The sequence below is a fragment of the Inquilinus sp. NPDC058860 genome (genome assembly GCF_042743185.1).
Classification (GTDB): domain Bacteria; phylum Pseudomonadota; class Alphaproteobacteria; order DSM-16000; family Inquilinaceae; genus Inquilinus.
In genome coordinates this window covers 129,473-143,873 of record NZ_JBHYMS010000006.1, presented here as the reverse complement: position 1 = coordinate 143,873, position 14,401 = coordinate 129,473, and the positions used below count along the sequence as shown (strand labels likewise).

Sequence of the window (14,401 nt, the reverse complement as noted above, 5' to 3'; positions counted from 1 at the left end):
GCGATGCGCCGCCCTGCCGTGATCCCGCTGCTGCTGGCCCTCGGCCTCGTGGCCATGCCCGCCATGGCCCGGCCGCATCGGGTCGTCTCCCTCAATCTCTGCGCCGATGCGCTGGTGCTGCGCCTGGCCGACCGCGCCGACGTGCGATCGGTGACCTGGCTGGCGCGCGACCCGGAGAACTCGGTGGTCGCGGCCGAGGCGGCCTCGGTGCCGGTCAATCGCGGCCTGGCGGAGGAGGTCGTGGCATTGGACCCGGACCTGGTCGTGGTCGGGGCCTTCACGCCCCGCGGCACGGTGGCGCTGCTGCGCCGCCTGGAGATGCCGCTGCTGGAGCTGGGCGTGCCGGAAAGCCTGGACGGGATCCGGGCCCAGATCCGCCGGGTGGCGGCGGCGCTGGGCCAGGCGGAGCGCGGCGAGCGGATGATCGCGGCGATGGACGACCGGCTGGCGGCCATTCGAAGCCCGGCATCGCCGCCGCTGGCGGTGGTGCTGCGCCCGAACGGCTTCACCGCCGGCCGCGGGTCGCTGGTCGACGAGATCCTGCGCCGGGTCGGTGTCCGCAACCTTGCCGCCGAGCGGGGTCTGGAGGCTTACGGCGAGATCCCGCTGGAGAGCGTGGCCCTGGCCGGGGTGCGGCTCCTGATCCTGAACCAGCCGGAGAACGGGGCGCCGTCCCTGGGCGAGGCGATGCTGGACCATCCGATCCTGGGGGCGCTGCCGGAACTGCGCGTGGTCCGGGTGCCGTCGCGGCTGTGGACCTGCGGCGGGCCGGAGGTGGTCGAGGCCGCCGCCCTGATCGCCGCCGCCGCAAGGCAGGCGGAGGATGGGCCGTGAGAGAGCAATCAAGGCCATTCGCGTTGCCTCTCCCGCTTGCGGGAGAGGTCGGGCTCGCGCAGCGAGACCGGGTGAGGGGATCTTGTCGAAGCCGGTGCCGGCCCTCACCCGGACGTCCTGGCGGACGTCCGACCTCTCCCGCCACGCGGGAGAGGCAATCCGTTTGGTCATCCAACGATCTGCTCTCGGCGGAGGCATGATGACCGCCGGAACCGACTCCAAGGCACCGTCCTACGCGATCCTGGTCGCCGGCCTGGTGCTGGCGGTGCTGGCCTGCCTCGCCGGGTCGGTCGCCACCGGCTACGCGCCGCTCGACCTGCCGGCGGCGATCGGCGATGTGCTGGCCGGGCGGCAGAGCCTGCCGGCGCTGGTGCTGCTCGAGCTGCGGCTGCCACGGGCGCTGCTCGGCCTGCTGGTCGGGTTCAGCCTCGGCCTCGGCGGCGCCGCGATGCAGGGGCTGCTGCGCAACCCGCTGGCCGAGCCGGGGGTGATCGGCGTCTCGGCCGCTGCGGCGCTCGGCGCGGTGCTGGTGTTCTATTCCGGCGTGGCCGGCACGGTCGCGCTGGCCTTGCCGTTGGGCGGCATCGCCGGGGCGGTGCTGGCCACGCTGCTGCTGCTGGCCCTGGCCCGGCGCGGCGCCGGCACGATGACGGTGATCCTGGCCGGCGTCGCCGTCAGCAGCGCCGCCGGCGCCCTGACCGCCCTGGCGCTCAACCTGTCGCCGAACCCCTATGCCGCGCTGGAGATCGTGTTCTGGCTGATGGGGTCGCTGGCCGACCGCAGCCTGGAGCACGTCTGGCTGGTGCTGCCGCCGATGGCCGTCGGCTGGGCCCTGATCCTGGCCGGGGCGCGGGCGCTGGACGCGCTGACCCTGGGCGAGGACACCGCGGCCAGCCTGGGCTTCGATCTCGGCCGGCTGCGGCTGCAACTGATCGCCGGCACGGCGCTCGCGGTCGGCAGCGCCGTGGCGGTGACCGGGGCGATCGCCTTCGTCGGGCTGGTTGTGCCGCATCTGCTGCGCCCGCTGGTCGGGCACCGGCCGGGGCGGCTGCTGTTCGTCAGCGGGCTGGGCGGCGCCGTGCTGCTGCTGCTGGCCGATATCGGACTCCGGCTGGTCCGGATACAGCCCGAGCTGAAGCTGGGCGTGGTCACCGCGGTGATCGGTGCCCCCTTCCTGTTCGGCCTGATCTGGCGGCTGCGGCGGAGCGCCTGATGCGGATCGACGCGACAGGCCTTCACCTCGCCCTCGGCGGCCGGCCGGTCCTCGCCGGGATCGACCTGGCGCTGGCGCCGGGCGAGCTGGTCGGGCTGATCGGACCGAACGGGGCCGGCAAGACCACGCTGCTGCGCGTGCTGGCCGGATTGCAGGCGCCGGATGCGGGCACGGTCCGCTATGACGGCCTGTCGATACGGCAGCTCGGCCGCGACCGGCTGGCGCGGGGCCTGGCGGTGCTGATGCAGGGCGACGAGGTGCAATGGCCGCTGCGGGCCGACCACCTGGTGGCGCTGGGGCGGCTGCCGCACCGCCGGTTCCCGGGCGGGATGTCGGCGGCGGACCAGGCGGCGGTGGCGCGGGCGCTGGGGGCGGCGGATGCGGCACATCTGCGGCTGCGCACGGTCGGCACCCTGTCGGCCGGCGAGCGGATGCGGGTGCTGTTCGCCCGGGCGCTGGCGGTGGAAGCGCCGCTGCTGTTTGCGGACGAGCCGGTGGCGGCGCTGGACCCGTTCCACCAGCTGCAGATCATGGAACTGCTGCGGGACCGCGCCCGGGGCGGCGCCGGGGTGCTGGTGGTGCTGCACGACCTGGCGCTGGCCGGCCGGTTCTGCGACCGGCTGGTGCTGCTGCAGGGCGGCCGGATCCTGGCCGATGGCCCGCCGATCGAGGTGCTGACCGACGACCATCTCCGCAGTGCCTATGCGGTGGAGGTGCAGCGCGGCGCGCGCGACGGCGTCGGCTACGTCCTGCCCTGGTCCCGCATCGCGGCGCCGGGGCAGGACGATTCGTGAGAGCGGCGGCCGCTCAGGTGCCCGGGGTGCGGCTCTGCTCGCCGCTCAGCTTCAGCGGCACCTCGCCCAGATTCTTCAGGCTCAGCGTCAGGAAGAAGGAATAGCCCTCCTTCTGATCCTCGGCGGTGGTGAACCGGCGCTGCGCCGTGACGCCGAAGGTGAAGCACTCGTCCTGGTACTGCGCGCCGAGGCTGTAGGTGAACGGCCGCATGGCCTCGATGTCGTAGGTCATCCCGGTCGATACCGACCAGTAGTCCGAGACCTTGGCGGTGCCGCCGGCGCCGAGCTGCTGCTGGTTGAAGATGTTGCCGTCGTCGTCCGGGCCCTTGTCGTCGAGCAGACTGTAGTTGACGTTCAGATTCAGCCAATCCGTAGGGGCGGTGGTGGCTTGGACGAATTGCCGGCGGCTGTAGAAATTGTCCTTGTCCAGCCGGAACCGCCAATCGAGGTTCAGATACGGCGCCGGATGCAGGGTGACGCGGCCGACATAGTCCGACACCTTGTCGCGCAGGCCGGAGCTCTCCGGAAAGTCGTCATCCTCCTCGAAGCGATAGCTCTGGCCCAGGAAGAAGGTGGCGGAGGCGCCGTCCGGCGCGTAGAGGCCGTAGCGGAAGCCGTAGGAGACGTGCTGGCCGCCCTCGACCCGGTCGAGGCCGGGGAAGCGGTTCTCGCTGAACAGGTTGATCTCGTCGAACTCGATGTCGGCGCTGTCGTTGTTCGGGATCTTGCTGCCGTTGCTGATCTTCGGCGCGGCGCTGAAGCTGACGATCGGCTCCAGCAGCTGCTGGTAGCTGCCGATCTGCCCGACGAACGGGTAGCGCGCGGTCAGGGTGGCCGTCGGGAACAGGCGGGCGGCGCCGACGCCGTCCTTGGTCAGGACCTCGTCGGGCCCGCCGTTCACCACATTGATGCCGTCCGGCATGCCGTCCGACTGGTACAGGTCGCCACGCAGGTAGGTGCGCGCGTTCAGCACGATGCCGCTGTCGGTGTAGAAGTCGCGCTGCCAGCCGACCTGGGCGGACAGGCGGCGGGTGTCGATGCTGCGGCCGGGGTCGCTGGTCACCGCGTCGAAGTCGCGCAGCAGGCTGATCGCGCTGGCGTTGGCGAACCACTGGCCGCCGAGGATGGTGTTGGGCTCGCTGACGTAGTTGGCCTGGGCCCAGGGCAGGATGGTGGGCGAGTAGCCCTTGTTGCCGATCCCGGTGCCGGGAGTGCGCAGGTCCTGCCAGTCCAGCGCCTCGACCGAGATGTAGCTCAGGCCATAGAAGCCCTCGGCATAGGCCCGGCTCTGCAGCACGTCGGCGCCGGTGATGTTGAAGTTGTCGAGATAGGTCCGGTCCGAGGTGCGCTGGATGTCGGCTCCGAACCGCCAGTTCTGGTCGAAGTCGTAGCGGGCCGACCCGAAGAAGTGCCAGCGGACCTGCTGCGATCGGAAGTCGAGATTGGTGCCGTTCGGCCCCGAATTGTCGTTCAGGATCTTGCTGTAGCCGCTCTGGTTGATGCTGCCGTCGAGGGTCACCAGGCCCTTGTCGAAGCGCTTGCGGTACTGGCCGCTGAACATCGGGCCGGCATCGCGCGTGAGCATGGCGCCGAGCGTGGCGTCCTGGTCCGGCGAGATGTCGAAATAATACTGCAGCCCGAAGAACGGCCCGACATCGGAGGTCGCGCCGAAGGTCGGGAACAGGAAGCCCTGGCGCCGGTCGACCGAGGGGTCGGGCATCGAGAAATAGGGCGTGTAGAACAGCGGCACGCCGAACAGGTCGATGAAGGCGTCGTGATAGATGATGTCCTTCGAGACGGCGTCGTTGGTCACCCGCACGGCCCGGATCTGCCACAGCGGCGGCTGGGACGGGTCGTCCTTGCACAGGTTGCAGGGCGAATAGACGGCACGGTCGATGGTGGTGACCTCGCCGCGCTCGCGCACCGCGCTGTTGCCGACCATGCGCGAATTGTCCGACAGGATCAGCGACACCTGCTGGATGAAGCCGTCCTTCAGGTCGTCGGTCAGTTCGGCATAGTCGCCGAACATCACCTCGCCGCCCGGCTGCACCATGGTGACGTGGCCGCTGGCGGCGACCACCTGGGTCTTCTGGTTGTAGGTGACCTGGTCGGCCCGCACGATCTGGTGATTCTGGTGAATCTCGACCTTGCCGCGGGCGGTGACGAGGCCGAGCGTCTGGTCGTAGATCAGCTCGTCGGCGCTGATCACCGGCGGCTGCTGCTGCCCGGCCGCCGGGGCCGGCTGCGAGGGCTGCGCCGCAGCCGGTGCGGCTGGCGGCGCTTGCTGCGGGCCCTGCTCCTGGGCCGAGGCGCCGATCGCCGTCAGCATGGCGGTCACGGACACGGCGCCGAGAAAGGTCGATAACCGATTGATTCGCTTCACTGCCGCTTCCATGCTCCGACGCCGGCCGTCGCCCCTTGTGCCGAAAGCGAAGGGGCGAAGTCAACGTCGGTCACGGAATCAGGCAGCCGTTTCGGTGACTTCTGCCGCGCTGCGCTTGCGCTGCGGCACGGGGCGCAGCAGGAAGGCCGGGACATGGTCGCCCAGGCCGAGCACCGGTACGTCGTCGTGATCCTCGCGGTGCCGCCGCCGGTCGCGGCCCTCCGTGTGGTCGTCCCGGCGGGAAGCCTCACGCCGCGGCCGATCCTCGAAGGGGCGCGGCGCTGCCTCGACGTGGTCGTCCCGACGTGGGCTCTCCCGGCGCGGCCGATCGCCGCCGCGGCGCGCCTCGTCGGGGCGCGGCCGGTCCTCGGCAGGGCGGGGCGCGGTCTCGACGCGGTCCTCGCGGCGGGCCTCCGGCGCCGAGTCGCGATGCTTGCGAGCCTCGGGGCGCTTCGGCGCCTGGGCGCGCTCGCCGCGCCGGCGGGCCTTGCCGCGCTGCTTGATCTCATCCTCGGACAGGAAGCCCTCGAGGCCGATCTCGGGCAGCACCAGCACCGGGATCTGCTTCTTGATCAGGCTTTCGATCGTCTTGACGAAGCGCCCTTCCTCGGGCGTCGCGATCGAATAGGCCTTGCCGGTCTTGCCGGCGCGGCCGGTGCGGCCGACGCGGTGGACATAGTCGTCGGCGTGGATCGGCACGTCGAAGTTGAAGACATGGCCGATGTCGCTGACGTCGATGCCGCGGGCGGCGACGTCGCTGCAGACCAGCGTGGTGATCTCGCCGCGCTTGAACTTGTCGAGCGTCTCGTTGCGCACCGACTGGACCAGGTCGCCATGCATCTGCCCGGCGTTGAAGCCGTGGCTCTGCAGCGACTTGAACACCACCGAGACGTCGCGCTTGCGGTTGCAGAACACGAAGGCGCTCTTGACGTCCTCCTGCCGCAGCAGGTGGCGCAGCGCCTTGCGCTTGTCCTCGGCCTCGACGATGACGATGTGCTGCTCGAGCTTCTCGCCGGTGGTCGCCGGCGGCGCCACCGAGATCTGCTTCGGATTGCTGAGGAAGGCGTCCGACAGGCGCCGGATCTCCGGCGGCATGGTGGCGGAGAAGAACAGGGTCTGCCGCAGCGGCGGCAACAGGCCGACGATGCGCTCGATGTCCGGGATGAAGCCCATGTCGAGCATGCGGTCGGCCTCGTCGATCACCAGGATCTTGACGTCGGCCAGGAGGACCTTGCCGCGCTCGAACAGGTCGAGCATGCGGCCGGGCGTGGCGATCAGCACGTCGACGCCGCGATCCAGCTTCTTGATCTGGTCCTCGAAGCTCTCGCCGCCGATCAGGAGGGCGTAGGACAGCTTCTCGTACTTGCCGTACAGCTCGAAATTCTCAGCCACCTGGGCGGCCAGCTCGCGAGTCGGCTCCAGGATCAGCGAGCGCGGCATGCGCGCCCTGGCCCGGCCGGAGGCGAGGATCTCCAGCATCGGCAGGGTGAAGCCGGCGGTCTTGCCGGTGCCGGTCTGCGCGATGCCGAGGACGTCGCGGCCCATCAACACGTAGGGTATGGCCTGGGCCTGGATCGGGGTCGGCGTGGTGTAGCCGACATCGTCCACGGCACGCAGGATTTCGGGCTTCAGCCCAAGATCCGAAAAGAGCATCGTACAGGAATCTTACCTAATGGGGGCGCGCCGAGCGGCCCGCCGCAGGCCCTTTAAATGGGAAAAACCCACGTCAAGTCAATTGAAACTATCGAGACATCAGGGCATGGCTCACCCTAGCGCGGTGCGAGTCATGCCGCCGCGGTGACGAAAGCGAAGAGGTGACGAATGCTGCTCGACCGGAACGACGGCGTCCTGCTGGTGGTCGACGTGCAGGAGAAGCTGGTGTCGGCGATGCATGATTTCGCGACGGCGCGGAAGGGGATCGAGACGCTGGTCCGCAGCGCCGTGGCGCTCGACGTGCCGGTGCTGTTCGCCGAGCAGTATCCGAAGGGGCTGGGCCCGACCCTGCCGGATCTCACGGCGCTGGCGCCGGACGCGCCGGTGGTGCCGAAGGTCCGGTTCTCCGCGGTCGGCGAGCCGGCGCTGCTGGACCATCTCGAGGGCATCGGCCGCCGCACCATCGTGCTGTGCGGGCTGGAGAGCCATGTCTGCGTGCTGCAGACCGCCTTCGACCTGCACGATGCCGGCTTCCGGCCGGTGGTGGCGATCGACGCCACCACGGCACGGGCGCCGCGCAGCACGGCGGTGTCGGAGCTGCGGCTGGTGCAGGGCGGCATCGAGATCGTGACCGCCGAGATGGTCTGCTTCGAATGGCTGGGCGAGGCCGCGACCGACGACTTCCGCAAGGTCAGCGCCTTCCTGCGATGACCCTGCCGATCCTGTTCCTGCCCGGCCTCTTGTGCGACGCCGATCTGTGGGCGGCGCAGCTCAATTCGTTTTCGGTCGAACGGCCGGTGGCGGTGGCCAGCCTGGCCGGGGCCGATTCGGTGGTGGGGCTGGCCGAGGCCGCCCTGGCCGCGGCGCCCCCGCGCTTCGCCCTGGCGGGGCTGTCGATGGGCGGCTATGTCGCGCTCGAGATCATGCGCCGGGCGCCGGAGCGCGTGGCCGGGCTGGCGCTGATCGACACCTCGGCACGGCCGGACACGGAGGAGCAGAGCCGCCGCCGGCGCGCCCTGATCGCGCTGGCCCGGACCGGCAGGTTCAAGGGGGTGACGCCGCGGCTGCTGCCGCTGCTGCTGCACCCGGCGCGGCTCGAGGACCCGGTGCTGACCGGCCGGGTGATGGCGATGGCCGCGCGGATCGGCCGCGACGCCTTCCTGCGGCAGCAGATCGCGATCCTGGGGCGGCCGGACAGCCGGCCGGACCTGCCGCGCATCGGCTGCCCGGCCGTGGTGGTGTGCGGCCGGCAGGACGAGCTGACGCCGCTGCCGGTGTCGGAGGAGATGGCGTCGCTGATCCCCGGCGCCGATCTCGTCGTGGTCGAGGACAGCGGCCACCTGTCGACCATGGAGCAGCCGGAGGCGGTCAACGCCGCGCTGGCCCGCTGGCTCGGGCGTTTGCCGGACTGAGGCTGGTCCCGAGGCGGGTAAGGCCTTGTTGGTCCGGCCAGCCCTCATTGTCATTGCCGGGGCTTGACCCGGCAATCCAGGGGCCACCACGAACGGCTCTGGCCGCCCCTGGATCCTCGGGTCGAGCCCGAGGATGACAAACGGGGATAAGGCTTCTTCCTCCTTCGCCGGACTTTTCAGGGGAAGTCTGGCCGGCCGAAGGGCACCGGCTGGACATAGGGGAAGAGCTGGATCGTCAGGTGGCGGACCAGGGAGACGAATTGCGGGTCGTCCGGCCCGGTCGCCTGGTCGAGATAACCCGCCACCGCCGACTGCTCGCGGCCCAGGATGCAGAAGGCGGCGCGCACCACGATCGGCCGCTTGGCCGGCGCGGTGGTCCAGGTCTTGCGGTCGCACAGGTTGAACGGGTTGACCTCGGGCTGGGCGTTGAACACCACCGAGACGAAGTAGTTGCGGTTCTCCGTCGGCCCGGGCGTGGTGGTGAAGCGGGTCCTCGGCCCGACATAGGTGCCGGTCATGATGTCCGTCACCCGCTGGTCGAAGCCCGGCGCGCCGAAGGGGTTGCCCTGGACCACGGTGCGCAGGTCGCGGCCATCGGCGGCGGCGAACAGCTCGCCGGTCGAATACATCATGCCGAGATCACTACGCACGATGCGCGGCCCGGAACAGGCGGCCAGCGCCAGCACCGCGACGGCGAGGGCGCATCGAAGCAGGATCATGGCGTTTCCCTTTCTCGAGCCCCGCGGGCGGGCGCCGGGCCGGCCGGCGCCCCACGCGATCAGTACGGGAACATCGACAGCATCATATGCTGGATCATGCTGACGAAGTTCGGGTCGTCCGGCCCTTTGACATTGTCGACGTAGCCGACCACCGCCGTGGCCTCGCCGCCGGTGATGCAGAAGGCGGCCCGGGCGGTGATCCGGTTCGGATTCGGCGCTGCGGTCGGGATCGGCGCGCTGTTGCACAACGCGAACGGGACGACGTCCGGGGCCGGGTTGAACACCAGCGAGACGAAGTAGTCGCGCTTGGCCGTCGGCCCGGGCGTGGTGGTGAAGCGGGTGGCCGGGCCGACATAGGTGCGGTTCATGATCTGGGTCACCGCCTGGTCGAAGCCGGGCGTGCCGAAGGGGTTGCCCTGGATCACGGTGCGCAGGTCGCGGCCGTCCGCCGCGGCCGAGAACTCGACCCGGGAGTAGCGGGAGCTGATATCTGAGACCACCACCCGGTCACTGGCACAGCCGGCCAGGATCGGGGCGGTCAGGGCGAGGGCGGCGAGGGGCGGGAGGCGATGCTGGATCATGTCCGTTCTCGATACGGCCGGTCTCGATGATATGGCGCGGCGCGGGGAGCCGCCAATCGGCGGGCTCCGCCGTTCTACGCTGACCGTTCGGTCCCGCTTGTGCCCCGGGTCACAGCCTGCGGCCGTGTGTCCCAGCCTCAGATGTCGAGCTCGGTCGCCTTGTCGGCGTTCTGCTGGATGAAGCGCAGCCGCAGCTCCGGCTTGCGGCCCATCAGCTGCTCGACCAGGTCGGCGGTGCGGCGGCCGTCGATCTCGTCGTCCGGATCGTCCGCCAGCTCGACCCGCAGCAGCGACCGCTTGCCCGGGTCCATGGTGGTGTCGCGCAGCTGCGCCGGCATCATCTCGCCGAGGCCCTTGAAGCGGCTGATCTCGACCTTCTTGCCGGCGAACTGGGTGGCCAGCACCTCGTCCTTGTGGGCGTCGTCGCGGCAATAGACGGTGGTGGTGCCGGCCTGCACCCGGTACAGCGGCGGCTGCGCCAGGAACAGGTGGCCGTCGGCGATCAGGCCGCGCATCTCCTTGTAGAAGAAGGTCATCAGCAGCGACGCGATATGGGCGCCGTCGACATCGGCGTCGGTCATGATGATGACCCGCTCGTAGCGCAGCTTGTCGCTGGAATACTGGCTGCGGGTGCCGCAGCCGAGCGCCAGGGTCAGGTCAGCGATCTCCTGGTTGCCGGCCAGCTTGTCGGCCGATGCGCTGGCCACATTCAGGATCTTGCCGCGCAACGGCAGGATCGCCTGGATCTCGCGGCTGCGCGCCGCCTTGGCCGAGCCGCCGGCGCTGTCGCCTTCGACCAGGAAGATCTCGGTGCCCTCCGGCGCGGTGCGGCTGCAATCGGCCAGCTTGCCGGGCAGGCGGACGCGGGCGGTCGGGGTCTTGCGGCCGTTCTCCTTGGCCTGCTTGCGGCGCAGCCGCTCCTCGGCCCGGTCGGTCAGGAACTCCAGCAGCCCCTCGGCCGATTTCGGGTCGGCCGACAGCCAGTGGTCGAAATGGTCCTTGATCGCGCCCTCGACCAGCTTGGCCGCCTCGGGCGAGGACAGCCGGTCCTTGGTCTGGCTCTGGAACTGCGGGTTCGGGATGAAGATCGACAGCAGCACCGCGACGCCGGACATCACGTCGTCGGCGATGATCTGGCCGGCGCGCTTGTGGTTGGCCAGCTCGGCGAAGCCGCGCAGGCTGCGCAGCAGGCCGCCGCGCAGGCCCTGCTCATGGGTGCCGCCCTGCGGCGTCGGGATGGTGTTGCAGTAGGTGTGGACGAAGCCCTCGTCGTCGTCCTCGGGCCAGGCCACCGCCCATTCCAGCTGGCCGCCGCCGTCGGGACCCCCGTTGCTTGGGAAACTGGCGGTGCCGGCGAAGGCGGTCGGGGTGCGCATCGGCCGGTCGTTCAGCGCCGCCTTGAGGTAGTCGGACAGGCCGCCCGGGAAGTGCAGCACCGCCTCGGCCGGGGTGCGGTCGTCGCCCGCCACCAGCGCCGGATCACAGCGCCAGCGGATCTCGACGCCACGGAACAGATAGGCCTTGGACCGGGCCAGCCGGTACAGCCGGCCGGGCTGCAGCCGGGCATCGGCGCCGAAGATCTCCGGGTCCGGATGGAAGCTGATGGTGGTGCCGCGCCGGTTCTGCACCGCGCCGCCGCGCTCCAGCGGCCCCAGCGCCAGGCCGCGGGAATAGCGCTGGAGATAGAGTTGGCGATCCCGCGCGACCTCGACCCGCAGCTCGTCGGACAGGGCGTTGACCACCGACAGGCCGACGCCGTGCAGGCCGCCCGATGTGGCATAGACCTTGTTCGAGAACTTGCCGCCGGAATGCAGCGTGGTGAGGATCACCTCCAGCGCCGATTTGCCGGGGTATTTCGGATGGTCGTCGACCGGGATGCCGCGGCCGTTGTCGCGGACCGTGACGAAGCCGTCGGCGTCGAGCGACAGGTCGATCGTGTTGGCGTGGCCGGCCACCGCCTCGTCCATGGCGTTGTCCAGCACCTCCGCCACCAGATGGTGCAGGGCGCGGTCGTCGGTGCCGCCGATATACATGCCGGGCCGGCGGCGCACCGGCTCCAGCCCTTCCAGGACCTCGATGTCGCTGGCGGTGTAGCGGCCGTTGGAGTTGGTGCCGGGCTCGAACAGATCTGCCATGATCCGGATTCGGGGTCTTCTCGTGGATGTGCGGGCTGCCTCCATCATATAGACACTTCCGGCCTCTGCGTAACCAAATCTAGGATTTCATCGGTGACCACCCTCCTGCTGCCGCCCGGGATGCCGGCCCTCCGCACCATCGCCATGCCGAAGGACGCCAATCCGAACGGCGACATCTTCGGCGGTTGGCTGCTGTCGCAGATGGACCTGGCCGGCGCGGTGGTGGCGCATGAGCGGGCGCGGGGCCGCACGGCGACGGTGGCGGTCGACGCGATGAGCTTCCTGGCCCCGGTGCGGATCGGCGACACCGTCTCGTGCTATGCCGAGCTGGTGGCCAACGGCCGCAGTTCGATGAAGGTGCGGATCGAGACCTTCGTGCAGCGGCGCACCGACCACAGCGTGGTCAAGGTCACCGACGGCACCTTCACCTATGTCGCGATCGATGCGGACGGCAAGTCCCGGCCCCTGCCGCCGGAGCAGACCGCGATCGGGTAGGGGGCTCAGAGGCCCCAGCCGTAGCCGACCACCGCCAGGCCGTAGCAGGCGCCGAACAGCAGGGTGAGGGTCACGGTCTCGCGGATGAAGGTCCAGTCGCTCATGATGTTCCTCTTATGTTCTTGTCTGAGCAAGAGAACATAGGCGGAACGCTTGGTCAAGCGGGATCGATGGATGGTGTCAGGCCGGCTGCGGCCGGCGGGTCAGGGCGGCGATGCGCTCGGCCAGCAGGGCGGCTGGGGCGGCGAGCGCCATGGTCACGGCCATCGACAGCGGCGTGCCGTCGGACATGGCTGCCGCCAGCGCCGCGACCGCGGCGGAAAGGGCGAGCTGGGCGCAGCCGAGCACGGCCGAGGCTGCGCCGGCGATCTGCGGGTGGTCGGCCATCACGCAGGCGATGCCCTGCGGCAGGATGATGCCGACGCCGACGACATAGGCCGCGACCGGCAGCATGAAGGCGACGAGGCCGCCGTCGAGCCCATAGAGCGCCACGAGGGCGACTCCCGCGGCGCAGCATAGCGCCACGCCGATCGACAGCAAGGCGCTGACCGAAAGCCAGCGGCCGAGCACGGCGCCGAGCTGGGCGCCGACCATGAACCCGATCGGCAGCACCGCGAAGACATAGCCGAACCGAGTCGGCGGCACGCCCCAATGCTCGATCACGGCGTAGGGGGAGCCGGCGATGAAGGTGAACAGCCCGGCGAAGGCGAAGGAGACGCAGAGCACGTAGGCGAGGTAGCGGCGGTCGCCGAGCAGCGTGGTGTAGCTGTGCAGCAGCTGCCGCAACAGGTTGGCGGGCCGGATCCCCGGCGGCCGCGTCTCGCCCAGGCCGAATGCCACGGTGCCGGCCAGGGCCAGCCCGGCCGCGGCCAGGGCGGCGAAGATGCTGCGCCAGCCGAACGCTTCCAGCAGGGCGCCGCCGATGAAGGGCGCGACGGCGGGCGACAGGCCGATGATGGTGCTGAGATGGGCGATGGTCCGCGCCGCGCCCTCGACCGGGTAGCTGTCGCGCACGATCGCCATGGCGACGACGCCGCCGACCGCGGCGCCGAACGACTGCAGGAGCCGCCAGGCGATCAGCGCCTCGACCGAGCCGGAGGACACGGCGCCGAGGCTGGCCAGCGCGAACAGCAGGAAGCCGCCGACCAGCACCGGCCGCCGGCCGAAGCGGTCGCTCAACGGGCCGATCACGAGCTGGCCGGCGGCGGCGCCGAGCAGATAGACGCTCATGGTCAGCTGCACCCGGTCCGGCCCGGCCGCGAACTCCGCCCCGATGGTCGGCAGCGCCGGCAGATACATGTCGATCGCCATCCCGCCCAGGGCGACCAGGGCGGCGAGCAGGACCAGAAAGGGCAGGCTGCGGGGGCGGATCACGATGTCCTCAGGCCTCTCGACGATCCGCGGCGAGCAGGAGGAACGCAGGGCGCTGGCGCTCGATCGCGTAGTCCGGATGCTCGGCGATCTGCTCCGCGGTCGGGCCCCATTCCTCGAGATGCGACAGGGTGAAGCCGGCGCGCAGCAGCAGCCCGGCATAGCTGCCGATGGTGCGGTGCTGCTTGACCACGCCCTTGGCCAGCCAGTCGGTGACGCGCGGCCCTTCGTCCAGGTAGCGGTCGACCGGCCAGACGTCGCGCCCGGCCTCGTCCCGCACCCATTTCGGATCGGAAGGGGCGGAATAGATCGGGTGCTCGACCGAGGCCACCAGCCGGCCGCCGGGTGCCAGCGCCCGGTGCAGCCTGGCCAGCAGCCCCTCCAGGTCGGCGATGTAATGCAGCGCCAGCGAGCTGTAGGCGACGTCGAAGGACGCCGGCGGCAGCTCCAGCCGCTCCAGATCCTCGCGGCGGTAGGTCACGGCGGCGTCCGGATCGGTGGCCCGGGCGCGGGCCAGCATGTTCTCCGAGACGTCGAGGCCGAGCACCTCGGCGGCGCCGGCCTGCCGCGCCCAGCGGCAGAACCAGCCGAAGCCGCAGCCGAGATCGACCACGCGGCGGCCCGTGAGATCCGGCACCAGGGCGCGCAGGGCCGGCCATTCCGGGGCGCCGTCGAGACCTTCGACCGACCGGCGAAGGCGGCTGTATTCGGCGAAGAAGGCGGGGTTGTCGTAGATGTTCTGGGTCATCTTGCGGACTCCATCTGAAGCGGGCGGACGGGGTGCGCGATGGCCAAGAAAAAGCCCCGTCCG

At 70.5% G+C, this 14,401-nt stretch carries 13 protein-coding genes; 6 read left to right on the top strand and 7 right to left on the bottom strand.

All coding sequences use genetic code 11. The annotated features are described in order from the left end of the window. Positions 1-3: 3 nt before the first annotated feature. From ACFW16_RS06470 to ACFW16_RS06460, 3 genes are all read left to right on the top strand, one after another. The gene (locus ACFW16_RS06470) at positions 4-834 is read left to right on the top strand and encodes an ABC transporter substrate-binding protein (protein WP_380303010.1); all 831 of its coding nucleotides are present in this window, start codon (positions 4-6) and stop codon (positions 832-834) included. 196 nt (positions 835-1,030) lie between these two features. Continuing rightward, a complete protein-coding gene (locus ACFW16_RS06465; protein ID WP_380303008.1) occupies positions 1,031-2,047 on the top strand; it encodes a FecCD family ABC transporter permease in 1,017 nt (338 codons plus the stop codon). Continuing rightward, positions 2,047-2,841, top strand: a complete 795-nt coding sequence (locus tag ACFW16_RS06460; protein ID WP_380303006.1) for an ABC transporter ATP-binding protein — start codon at positions 2,047-2,049, stop codon at positions 2,839-2,841. Before ACFW16_RS06465 ends, ACFW16_RS06460 begins: the two co-directional genes overlap by 1 nt. A 13-nt stretch (positions 2,842-2,854) precedes the next feature. Here ACFW16_RS06460 and ACFW16_RS06455 read toward each other — a convergent pair whose 3' ends face one another. Both ACFW16_RS06455 and ACFW16_RS06450 read right to left on the bottom strand, forming a co-directional pair. Beyond that, positions 2,855-5,170, bottom strand: coding sequence for an LPS-assembly protein LptD (locus ACFW16_RS06455; protein WP_380303054.1), 2,316 nt, complete (start codon positions 5,168-5,170; stop codon positions 2,855-2,857). Between the two features lie 132 nt (positions 5,171-5,302). Further along, positions 5,303-6,877 (bottom strand): DEAD/DEAH box helicase, encoded by a 1,575-nt coding sequence (locus tag ACFW16_RS06450; RefSeq protein ID WP_380303004.1) that lies wholly within the window; start codon positions 6,875-6,877, stop codon positions 5,303-5,305. A 168-nt stretch (positions 6,878-7,045) separates the two neighbouring features. On the opposite strand from ACFW16_RS06450, the gene ACFW16_RS06445 reads away from it, so the two are divergent. Together ACFW16_RS06445 and ACFW16_RS06440 are read left to right on the top strand one after the other, a co-directional pair. Next, positions 7,046-7,588: an isochorismatase family protein gene (locus tag ACFW16_RS06445; RefSeq protein WP_380303002.1), complete on the top strand. Its 543-nt coding sequence runs from the start codon at positions 7,046-7,048 to the stop codon at positions 7,586-7,588. Then, positions 7,585-8,289: an alpha/beta fold hydrolase gene (locus tag ACFW16_RS06440; RefSeq protein ID WP_380303000.1), complete on the top strand. Its 705-nt coding sequence runs from the start codon at positions 7,585-7,587 to the stop codon at positions 8,287-8,289. Before ACFW16_RS06445 ends, ACFW16_RS06440 begins: the two co-directional genes overlap by 4 nt. A 176-nt stretch (positions 8,290-8,465) precedes the next feature. Here ACFW16_RS06440 and ACFW16_RS06435 read toward each other — a convergent pair whose 3' ends face one another. The 3 genes from ACFW16_RS06435 to parE form a co-directional block, all read right to left on the bottom strand. After that, positions 8,466-9,008, bottom strand: a complete 543-nt coding sequence (locus ACFW16_RS06435; RefSeq protein WP_380302998.1) for a hypothetical protein — start codon at positions 9,006-9,008, stop codon at positions 8,466-8,468. Between the two features lie 59 nt (positions 9,009-9,067). Next, positions 9,068-9,589: a hypothetical protein gene (locus tag ACFW16_RS06430; RefSeq protein WP_380302996.1), complete on the bottom strand. Its 522-nt coding sequence runs from the start codon at positions 9,587-9,589 to the stop codon at positions 9,068-9,070. 137 nt (positions 9,590-9,726) lie between these two features. Further along, positions 9,727-11,724 carry a DNA topoisomerase IV subunit B gene (gene parE / locus ACFW16_RS06425; RefSeq protein WP_380302994.1) on the bottom strand — a complete coding sequence of 666 codons (1,998 nt, stop codon included), beginning with the start codon at positions 11,722-11,724 and terminating at the stop codon, positions 9,727-9,729. Between the two features lie 120 nt (positions 11,725-11,844). Between parE and ACFW16_RS06420 the strand changes: the two genes are divergently transcribed. After that, complete coding sequence (locus tag ACFW16_RS06420) at positions 11,845-12,219, top strand: acyl-CoA thioesterase (protein WP_380303052.1); 375 nt, start codon at positions 11,845-11,847, stop codon at positions 12,217-12,219. Positions 12,220-12,399: 180 nt separating this feature from the next. Here the strand turns inward: ACFW16_RS06420 and ACFW16_RS06415 are convergent, their stop codons facing one another. Both ACFW16_RS06415 and ACFW16_RS06410 read right to left on the bottom strand, forming a co-directional pair. Further along, positions 12,400-13,593 carry a multidrug effflux MFS transporter gene (locus ACFW16_RS06415; RefSeq protein WP_380302992.1) on the bottom strand — a complete coding sequence of 398 codons (1,194 nt, stop codon included), beginning with the start codon at positions 13,591-13,593 and terminating at the stop codon, positions 12,400-12,402. Positions 13,594-13,600: 7 nt separating this feature from the next. Continuing rightward, the gene (locus tag ACFW16_RS06410; RefSeq protein ID WP_380302990.1) at positions 13,601-14,338 is read right to left on the bottom strand and encodes a class I SAM-dependent methyltransferase; all 738 of its coding nucleotides are present in this window, start codon (positions 14,336-14,338) and stop codon (positions 13,601-13,603) included. Between the last annotated feature and the right edge of the window lie 63 nt (positions 14,339-14,401).

Excerpts from the sequence above, each read along its gene's own strand:
- ACFW16_RS06470 (WP_380303010.1), top strand. The coding sequence starts at position 4 with ATGCGCCGCCCTGCCGTGATCCCGCTGCTGCTGGCCCTCGGCCTCGTG.
- ACFW16_RS06465 (WP_380303008.1), top strand. The coding sequence starts at position 1,031 with ATGATGACCGCCGGAACCGACTCCAAGGCACCGTCCTACGCGATCCTG.
- ACFW16_RS06460 (WP_380303006.1), top strand. The coding sequence starts at position 2,047 with ATGCGGATCGACGCGACAGGCCTTCACCTCGCCCTCGGCGGCCGGCCG.
- ACFW16_RS06455 (WP_380303054.1), bottom strand. The coding sequence starts at position 5,170 with ATGCTGACGGCGATCGGCGCCTCGGCCCAGGAGCAGGGCCCGCAGCAA.
- ACFW16_RS06450 (WP_380303004.1), bottom strand. The coding sequence starts at position 6,877 with ATGCTCTTTTCGGATCTTGGGCTGAAGCCCGAAATCCTGCGTGCCGTG.
- ACFW16_RS06445 (WP_380303002.1), top strand. The coding sequence starts at position 7,046 with ATGCTGCTCGACCGGAACGACGGCGTCCTGCTGGTGGTCGACGTGCAG.
- ACFW16_RS06440 (WP_380303000.1), top strand. The coding sequence starts at position 7,585 with ATGACCCTGCCGATCCTGTTCCTGCCCGGCCTCTTGTGCGACGCCGAT.
- ACFW16_RS06435 (WP_380302998.1), bottom strand. The coding sequence starts at position 9,008 with ATGATCCTGCTTCGATGCGCCCTCGCCGTCGCGGTGCTGGCGCTGGCC.
- ACFW16_RS06430 (WP_380302996.1), bottom strand. The coding sequence starts at position 9,589 with ATGATCCAGCATCGCCTCCCGCCCCTCGCCGCCCTCGCCCTGACCGCC.
- parE (WP_380302994.1), bottom strand. The coding sequence starts at position 11,724 with ATGGCAGATCTGTTCGAGCCCGGCACCAACTCCAACGGCCGCTACACC.
- ACFW16_RS06420 (WP_380303052.1), top strand. The coding sequence starts at position 11,845 with ATGCCGGCCCTCCGCACCATCGCCATGCCGAAGGACGCCAATCCGAAC.
- ACFW16_RS06410 (WP_380302990.1), bottom strand. The coding sequence starts at position 14,338 with ATGACCCAGAACATCTACGACAACCCCGCCTTCTTCGCCGAATACAGC.